General features: G+C 66.1%; 1 protein-coding gene and 1 pseudogene. Both read right to left on the reverse strand.

Translation table 11 applies throughout. The features are described from left to right. Positions 1-23: 23 nt before the first annotated feature. On the reverse strand, positions 24-251 hold the full coding sequence (locus G3446_RS27235; protein WP_164456755.1) for a hypothetical protein: 228 nt from the start codon (positions 249-251) through the stop codon (positions 24-26). Continuing rightward, a pseudogene (locus tag G3446_RS27240) lies at positions 248-564 on the reverse strand (AAA family ATPase); the annotation flags it as partial. The gene G3446_RS27235 and the pseudogene G3446_RS27240, both read right to left, overlap by 4 nt.

Here is a 564-nt window from a genome sequence, read left to right on the forward strand (position 1 = left end):
TCGGCCCGCCGCGTTGAGGTCTTTCAGAAGGAGATCGGATCGTCGAAATCGTCGTTGAAGAGGTCGCCCTGACGCTCGCGGTAGGCTTCTTCTTCGGCGTCGAGCTCACTGAGCCAGTGCTGCACGGCCGTGCCATAGTGGGCGTCGATCTGCTCGAGCAGATCTTCGAGGAGGGCGTGGACGAACCACGCTTGCTCGGGCGACCAGGTGGTGGGCAGCGAGAGCGTGAAGGGCTCGGGGATGTGCGTCATGGGGCGACCTCCTCGCGGGCGGTTTGGACATGCTCGGCGCTGACCTGGCGGGCCTGCTCCAGGGCGGCACTGGTGAGCGCATAGTGGGCCAGGCGATTGACCTTACGTGGCATCCCCTGAGTGGCCTGGAACAGCGCCTCGACGGCCGCGGGCTCGAATAGCGGCAGCTCACAACCGGCCAGGCGCAGACGATGGCTCAGATACTCCGGCAGCTCCTCGCGGGTCAGTCCGCTCAAGTGATGGCGCACCACGATGCGTTGGGCGAGCGACTCATGCACCGCCATGCTCAGACGCCGGCGCAGCTCCGTGAGTC

Source organism: Thiorhodococcus minor, assembly GCF_010820565.1.
In the GTDB taxonomy this organism is placed as follows: domain Bacteria; phylum Pseudomonadota; class Gammaproteobacteria; order Chromatiales; family Chromatiaceae; genus Thiorhodococcus; species Thiorhodococcus minor.

Bases quoted from the DNA above. Each gene is read 5' to 3' on its own strand.
- G3446_RS27235 (WP_164456755.1), bottom strand. From the start codon at position 251: ATGACGCACATCCCCGAGCCCTTCACGCTCTCGCTGCCCACCACCTGG.